The organism is bacterium (assembly GCA_020440705.1).
In the GTDB taxonomy this organism is placed as follows: domain Bacteria; phylum Krumholzibacteriota; class Krumholzibacteriia; order LZORAL124-64-63; family LZORAL124-64-63; genus JAGRNP01.
In genome coordinates this window covers 1-6,328 of sequence record JAGRNP010000170.1, presented here as the reverse complement: position 1 = coordinate 6,328, position 6,328 = coordinate 1, and the positions used below count along the sequence as shown (strand labels likewise).

At 71.8% G+C, this 6,328-nt stretch carries 7 protein-coding genes; 1 reads left to right on the top strand and 6 read right to left on the bottom strand.

What is annotated here, in order from left to right; all coding sequences use genetic code 11:
• The 6 genes from KDM41_16780 to KDM41_16755 all read right to left on the bottom strand — a co-directional run.
• The coding region (locus KDM41_16780) for a TatD family hydrolase (GenBank protein ID MCB1185082.1) at nucleotides 1-242 on the bottom strand (242 nt) is incomplete at its 3' end.
• Nucleotides 239-1,249 carry a stage 0 sporulation family protein gene (locus KDM41_16775; protein ID MCB1185081.1) on the bottom strand — a complete coding sequence of 337 codons (1,011 nt, stop codon included), beginning with the start codon at nucleotides 1,247-1,249 and terminating at the stop codon, nucleotides 239-241. The genes KDM41_16775 and KDM41_16780, both read right to left, overlap by 4 nt.
• On the bottom strand, nucleotides 1,206-2,411 hold the full coding sequence (locus tag KDM41_16770; protein ID MCB1185080.1) for a hypothetical protein: 1,206 nt from the start codon (nucleotides 2,409-2,411) through the stop codon (nucleotides 1,206-1,208). Before KDM41_16770 ends, KDM41_16775 begins: the two co-directional genes overlap by 44 nt.
• Before the next feature lie 32 nt (nucleotides 2,412-2,443).
• Nucleotides 2,444-3,634: a peptidoglycan DD-metalloendopeptidase family protein gene (locus KDM41_16765; GenBank protein MCB1185079.1), complete on the bottom strand. Its 1,191-nt coding sequence runs from the start codon at nucleotides 3,632-3,634 to the stop codon at nucleotides 2,444-2,446.
• Nucleotides 3,634-4,518 carry an ABC transporter permease gene (locus tag KDM41_16760; protein ID MCB1185078.1) on the bottom strand — a complete coding sequence of 295 codons (885 nt, stop codon included), beginning with the start codon at nucleotides 4,516-4,518 and terminating at the stop codon, nucleotides 3,634-3,636. The genes KDM41_16765 and KDM41_16760 overlap by 1 nt, the downstream gene beginning before the upstream one ends.
• On the bottom strand, nucleotides 4,511-5,266 hold the full coding sequence (locus tag KDM41_16755) for an ATP-binding cassette domain-containing protein (GenBank protein MCB1185077.1): 756 nt from the start codon (nucleotides 5,264-5,266) through the stop codon (nucleotides 4,511-4,513). Before KDM41_16755 ends, KDM41_16760 begins: the two co-directional genes overlap by 8 nt.
• A 197-nt stretch (nucleotides 5,267-5,463) precedes the next feature.
• Here KDM41_16755 and KDM41_16750 point away from each other — a divergent pair.
• On the top strand, nucleotides 5,464-6,328 hold an 865-nt coding region (locus KDM41_16750), incomplete at its 3' end, for a glycosyltransferase family 2 protein (GenBank protein ID MCB1185076.1).

Here is a 6,328-nt window from a genome sequence, read left to right as displayed (position 1 = left end):
CGCCCCCGGGCCGTGACCCGGCCGTCCGCGTCGGCGACGGTTTCGGCGTCGTGGGGGTGCACGCCCACCGTGGCGCGGATGCGGGGATCGCCTGCGGCCAGGGCCACCGACTCGCGGCTGGTCTGCAGGTCGTAGCCCACGTTGAGGAAACCGGTCACCCCGGCGGCCGCGGCCCGGGCCAGGACCGCCTCGACCTCGCCCGCGAACTCGGCGCGGTTCAGGTGCACGTGGCTGTCGATCACGACGGATCCTTCCCGCCGCAGCCGCCGTTGCCGCCACAGCCGCCGCCGCACCCGCCCCGTTCGGTCCGGGGCGTCGGCAGCGACGCGGCGCCGTCCCAGCGCAGGTGGTCGGCCGGCCACTCCACCGGGCCGTCGCCACCCTCGCCGCTCACCGCGGCCGTGCGCCGCAGCAGGTCGACCCGCCGCACGGTGCCCGGGCCGTCGGGCGTCTCGACGCAGGCGCCCACCCGGGGCAGGCGCTTGCGGGCCTCCTGGTAGGATTCGTTCTCGAAGGTGAGGCAGCAGCGCAACCGGCCGCAGGGTCCGGAAAGCTTGCCCGGGTTCAGGGGCAGCTGCTGGATCTTGGCCATCTTGAGGGTCACCGGCACGAAGTCGTGCAGGAAGCGGGAGCAGCAGAACTCGCGACCGCACAGGCCGAGGCCGCCCTTCAGGCGCGCCTCGTCGCGGACGCCGATCTGGCGCAGCTCGATGCGCGTGCGGAAGACGGCGGCGAGGTCCCGCACCAGGGCGCGGAAGTCGACGCGCTGCTCGGCGGTGAAGAAGAAGGTGATCTTGTTGTGGTCGAACTGGCGCTCGACCGCCACCAGGTTCATGTCCAGTCGGCGGTGGCGGATCTTCTCCTGGCAGATGTCCCAGAACTCCCACTCGTCGCCGCGGTTGTCGTGCAGGCGACGCAGGTCGTCCTCGCCGGCCACCGCGAGCACGCCCTGGGCGTCGGCCAGACGCCACCAGTCGTCGCGTCCGGGCCCCACGTAGGTGACGCGGCCGAGGTCGCGGCCCCGGTCGGCCTCGACCAGGCAGTAGGCGCCCGGGGCGACCGGGACGCCGGCGCGGTTGTGGTAGTAGCTCTTGCGGTGGCCCTTGAACTGGACGACGACGAGGGGTTCGTCGCCGTGCGGGCGCGGCGCCCGCTCGGGCGTGTGGCGATCGGCGCGCGGTCGTGCCCCCCGACGGGGGCGGCGACTATCCGGCTCCCGCTCGGGCAGTGGCCGCGTCGGTTTCGGCATGATCTATCAGTCCCTCGAACAGGACGGCCATGGCCAGTCCGATGTTCAGATTGTGGTCGATCTCCCGCCGGGTGGCCTCGATGGCGGCCATGTCCCCGAGCAGGGTGTCGGTGCGGCGCGCGGCGGCGAGCCGGGCCGTCAGGTCGGCGGCGGGGGCCAGCCGCGGGCGCCAGGCGCCACCGCGGCCCGCCTCGCGGCTGCCGACCATGTCACTGTACAGGAGAATGAGCAGCTCGCATAGCTGGATGGCCCGGTCGCGCCGCAGGGGCGCATCCTTGACCTCGAAGGTCCGGGGCGTCTGGTCGCCGCGCAGGCAGGCGTGGCAGACCAGGCCGCGGTGCAGTTCGTCGGCGCTGATGGCGGCCAGTCCCCGCCGCCCGGCGTGGATCCAGTCGCAGAGCTGCACCGCCCAGGCCCCCATGAGCCGGGCTTCCGGCTCGAGCCAGGCCAGGCCGCGGCGGGCGTTGCCGTCGGCGGCCCGGGCGGCGGCGGCGGCCTCTTCCGGCGTCGCCTGCCCCACTTCCTCCAGCAGGGTGGTGAGCTCCGCCTCGGGCCAGGGCTCGAAACGCAGCTTCTGGCAGCGCGAGAGGATCGTCGGCAGCAGGCCCGACGTGCCGGTGGCGAGCAGGAAGATCAGGGTGTTCTCCGGCGGCTCCTCGAGGGTCTTGAGGAAGGCGTTGGCCGCCGCATCGTTCATGCGGTGGGCATCGGCCACCACGGCCACCTTGTAGCGCCCCTGGAAGGCGCGCTTGCGCAGGAAGTGGATCACCGAGCGCAGCGTCATGGGGCCCGGGTTCTCCGGATCGCCGATGCTCACGTAGGAGGTGGCCGCGGCCGGGTCCTGGTGGAAGGGGTTGGCGATCTTGCGCCGGAAGAGCTCCTGGATCTCCTCTTCCCTGATCGTGGCGGGCGCCGGCCCGATCCAGCGGATGTCCGGGTGCTGGAAGCTGAGGGCCTTGACGCAGCTTTCGCAGAGGTGGCCGGGGCGGCAGTCGGCGGGGTCGGCGCAGTTGAGCCGGCGGGCGAATTCGAGGGCGGTGTTCTCCTTGCCCGAGCCCTCCGGCCCCACCAGCAGGAAGGGCTGGCCCAGCTTGCCGGCTTCGGCCAGCCTGGCCAGGGTGGCCAGCGCGGCGTCGCGTCCGAGGAATGCCTGTCGTGCCAAGGTCGGGCCGCGCCTTCCCCCGGCAGACGCCGCTACCGGGATTTCAACCAGTCGCCGGGGTCGAGGGGCGTGCGTCCCTGGCGGAGTTCGAAGTAGAGCTGGGGCTCCTCCGCGCCGGACGGGCGCCCGACCTCGGCCAGGACCTGGCCGCGGGCGATCGCGTCGCCCTTGGCGACGAAGACCTGGCCCAGATGCGCGTAGAGGGTGTAGTAGCCCTCGCCGTGGTCCAGGATAACGCATGGGCCGAATCCGGGCAAATCATCGGAGAACTCGACCTTGCCGCCCGCCACGGCGGCCACGGGGGCCCCCGCGCCGGCGGCGATGTTCCAGCCGTTGTTCAGGGTCACGGTCTTGAACTGCGGGTGCACCGAGCGGCCGAAACCGCGCACCAGCTCGCCCTGCACGGGCCAGTCGAGGCGCCCGGCCTGGGCCGCCAGGCTGCCGGCGCCGGTGTCGGTGTCGGGCATGCGGGCCGCGGTCTCGGTGCGCTGCTGCTCCAGGTCGGCCAGGATGTAGTTCAGCTTCTGCTCGTTCATGTTGAGTTCGAGCAGGCTGTTCTTCAGGTCCTTGCGCTCGGTCTCCAGTTCGCGCAGCGACGCCGCCTGCTCGGCCATGAGCAGTTCGAGGCGTTCGCTCTCGGACCGCTTCTCCTCGCGGGTCTGCCAGATCTCGGCCAGCGCCGCGTCGAGCAGGCGCTGCTCCTGCACCACGCGCTGACCTTCCCGGCGCGTGTGCTCGACGACGCCGGCCTCGAGGCGCGCCAGCATGCGGGCCACCTTCATGCGGGTCATCAGCTCGGAGAAGCTGTCGGCGGTGAGGGCCATCTCCAGCTCGGTCTTCTTGTCGCGGATGTACATGGCGCGCAGGGTGGCCGCCAAAGCCCTTTTCTGGTCGGCGTAGCGGGTGCGACTGCTGTCGACGACGCCCGCGAGGGTCGCGCTCTGGACGGCCAGGTCGGCCTCGCGCTTGGCCATCTCGGCGGTCAGGGTGCGCGACTGCTCGATCTCCTGCTCGATCTCCTCGCGGCTGCGGGCGACGGCGGCGGCCTGGTCGGCCAGGGCGTCCATGGCCTCCTGCTTCTCGCGGATGCGGGCCCGCAGCTCGGCGAGCTTGTTCGTGTTCTCGCGGATGGTGTCCTGGAGGGGGTCGGCGGCCCGCACGGGCCCGACCCCCAACGTCCCGAGGACCACCACCAGGGCGGCCAGGCGCAGGCGGCGTGCCATCAGATCTCGCTTTCCATGGTCAGGTACTTGCGCATGGCGGACCAGCTGCCCACCAGACCCAGGCCCACGCAGAACACGACGAAGCCCACGATCTGGGCCGGCGTGAAGAAGACGATGCCGCCGAGACGGTCGGCCAGGAACCAGCCCGCCAGGCCGAGCAGCCCCATCGCCAGGGCCCCCGCCAGCAGACCCTGGATGGCGCCTTCGGCCAGGAACGGGGTGCGGATGAAGGCGTTGGTGGCTCCCACCAGCTTCTGGATCTGGATCACGCGGGCGCTGGCGGCCATGGTCAGCTTGACGGTATTGGAGATGACGAAGACCGCGGCGATGAAGACGATCAGGCCGGTGGCGAGGCTGGCCATGCGGAAGCGGAAGGCCCACTCCTCGAGGCTGTCGATCCAGGCCTGGTTGTAGAGGATCTCCCCCACCTCGTCCCAGGCGGCGATCTCGGCGCGGATGGTCTGCACCGCCTCGAGGTTGCGGGCGCCGGCGGTGAGGGTCAGGTGGAACGATCCGGGCAGCGGGTTCTCGTCGAGCAGCGAGAGCACGTCGGCGTCGTCGCCGAGGTGGGCGCGGAACTCCTCCAGGGCGGCCTCCGGCGAGATCCAGCTCACCTGCTGGACGCCGGGAATGGCCACCAGACGGGGCTGGAGTTCGGCCATGCGCTCGGCCGCGACGCCCTCGCGCATGAAGACCCGCAGGTCGATGCCGGCACGGGCCGTCTCGAGCATCTGACCGAGATTGAAGGTGATCAGGGTGAGCACGGCGAGCACCAGCAGCGCCGAACCCATGATCAGGATCGTGACACCGGTGGTCAGTTTGCGGCGGTGGAAGCCGGCGAAACTCTCCCGGACGAGGTAGACGAGCTGGGCGCGGTTAAGCATGGACGGTCTCCCGGGACGCGGCGGCGGGGGCCTGTTCGGTGCGGTACATGGCGTCGGCCAGGCTCGCGCTGCGGTCGACCGCCTCGCGGCGCCGGACGTCCGACAGGATGCGGCCGTCGGTGACGACGAGCACGCGCTGGCCGAAGGTCTTGACGATCTGGTGGTCGTGGGTGCTGAAGATCACGCTCGTGCCGCCGTCGTTGATGCGGAAGAGCAGGTCGATGATCTCCTGGGCCGTGACCGGGTCGAGGTTGCCGGTGGGCTCGTCGGCCAGCAGGATCTTGGGGCTGTTGACCATGGCGCGGGCGATGGCCACGCGCTGCTGCTCGCCCCCGCTCAGTTCGTGGACGCGGCGATGGCGCTTGGCGTAGAGGCCCACCTGGGTCAGGACCCGCATGACGTTCTTGACGATGTGCGCCCGGGGCACGCCGACGACGAGCTGGGCGAAAGCCACGTTGTCCTCGACGTTGCGGTCGGCCAGGAGCCGGAAGTCCTGGAAGACGAAGCCGATCTCGCGACGCAGCCGCGGCACGCTGCGCCGGTTCATCTTGCTGGCGAGCATGCCGCGCACCATGACCTCGCCCCTGGTCGGGAAGGCGTCCATGGCGATCAGGCGCAGGATGCTGCTCTTGCCGGCCCCCGACGGACCGGTGATGCAGAGGAATTCGCCGTTGTCGACGCTGAAGTGGACGTCCGCCAGGGCCTTCTGGTCCCGGTACTGGAGGTCCACATGGTGGAAACTGATCACCTTGCGGGCGTCCAGCGGGCCGTCCTGGTACTTGGCTGCGGTGCTCAAACGGGCCTCCCGGCGGTTTTCGGGCTCTGATGCGGGTTTTGGCGGCGACGGCGCCCCGGGCGGGCCCCGGTCGCCGATCCACCGGTTGCACGATCCGTGCCGGTGGGCCCATAATGCCGCCGGAGGCCCCGAACCCCCCGGAGAACCCCATGGCCGCACTGCGTCTGAGCCTGTGCATGATCGTCCGCGACGAGGCCGCGATGCTGCCCGATCTCCTCGCCTCGGTCGCAGGCCTCTGGGACGAACTGGTGGTGGCGGACACCGGCTCGACCGACGGGACCGTGGCCCTGCTCGCGGCCGCGGGCGCCCGGATCGTCCACCACCCCTGGGACGACGACTTCGCCGCCGCCCGCAACGCGTCCCTGGACGCCGCCCGGGGGCGCTGGATCCTCTGCCTCGATGCCGACGAGCGGGTCTCGCCCGCGCTGCGCGAGCAGATCCGGGCCCTCCTCGACGACCCGCGGGCCGGGGCGGCGACCGTCGTCATGCGCAACGCGCTGCCCGGCGGCCACCACCGCGAGTCGTCCCTGCTGCGCCTGTTCCGCAACGACCCGGCCATCCGCTTCCGCCACCGCATCCACGAGGATGTGCTCGACGACGTCGAACGCCATCTCGAACGCACGGGGCTGGTCCTGCGGCACCTGACCGGGTTCGTCGAGCACCTGGGCTACGTGCGGGAGGTCGCCGCCGACCGGGCCAAGAAGGCGCGCGACGAGGCGCTGCTCCGTCGGACCCTGGCCGAGGATCCGGACGACCTCTACTGCTGGTTCAAGCTGCTGGAACTGGCCCGCTTCTGGGAGGACGAGGCCCTCGGCGACGAGGCGGCGGCGGGGGCGGCGCAACGGCTGGCGGGCGCGTTGCCCCCGGCGCTGCGGCGCACCCTCGCGCGCAACCCCTGGTCCGGGGAACTGGCGGTGCTGATCGCCCGCCGCCGCGGCGCGGAGCCGGCCACTGCCCTGGCCTGGCTCGACGGGGTCGCCGAGCGGATCTGTCCGGGCCCGGCCTGGCATCTGG

Excerpts from the sequence above, each read along its gene's own strand:
- KDM41_16765 (MCB1185079.1), bottom strand. The coding sequence starts at position 3,634 with ATGGCACGCCGCCTGCGCCTGGCCGCCCTGGTGGTGGTCCTCGGGACG.
- KDM41_16775 (MCB1185081.1), bottom strand. The coding sequence starts at position 1,249 with ATGCCGAAACCGACGCGGCCACTGCCCGAGCGGGAGCCGGATAGTCGC.
- KDM41_16760 (MCB1185078.1), bottom strand. The coding sequence starts at position 4,518 with ATGCTTAACCGCGCCCAGCTCGTCTACCTCGTCCGGGAGAGTTTCGCC.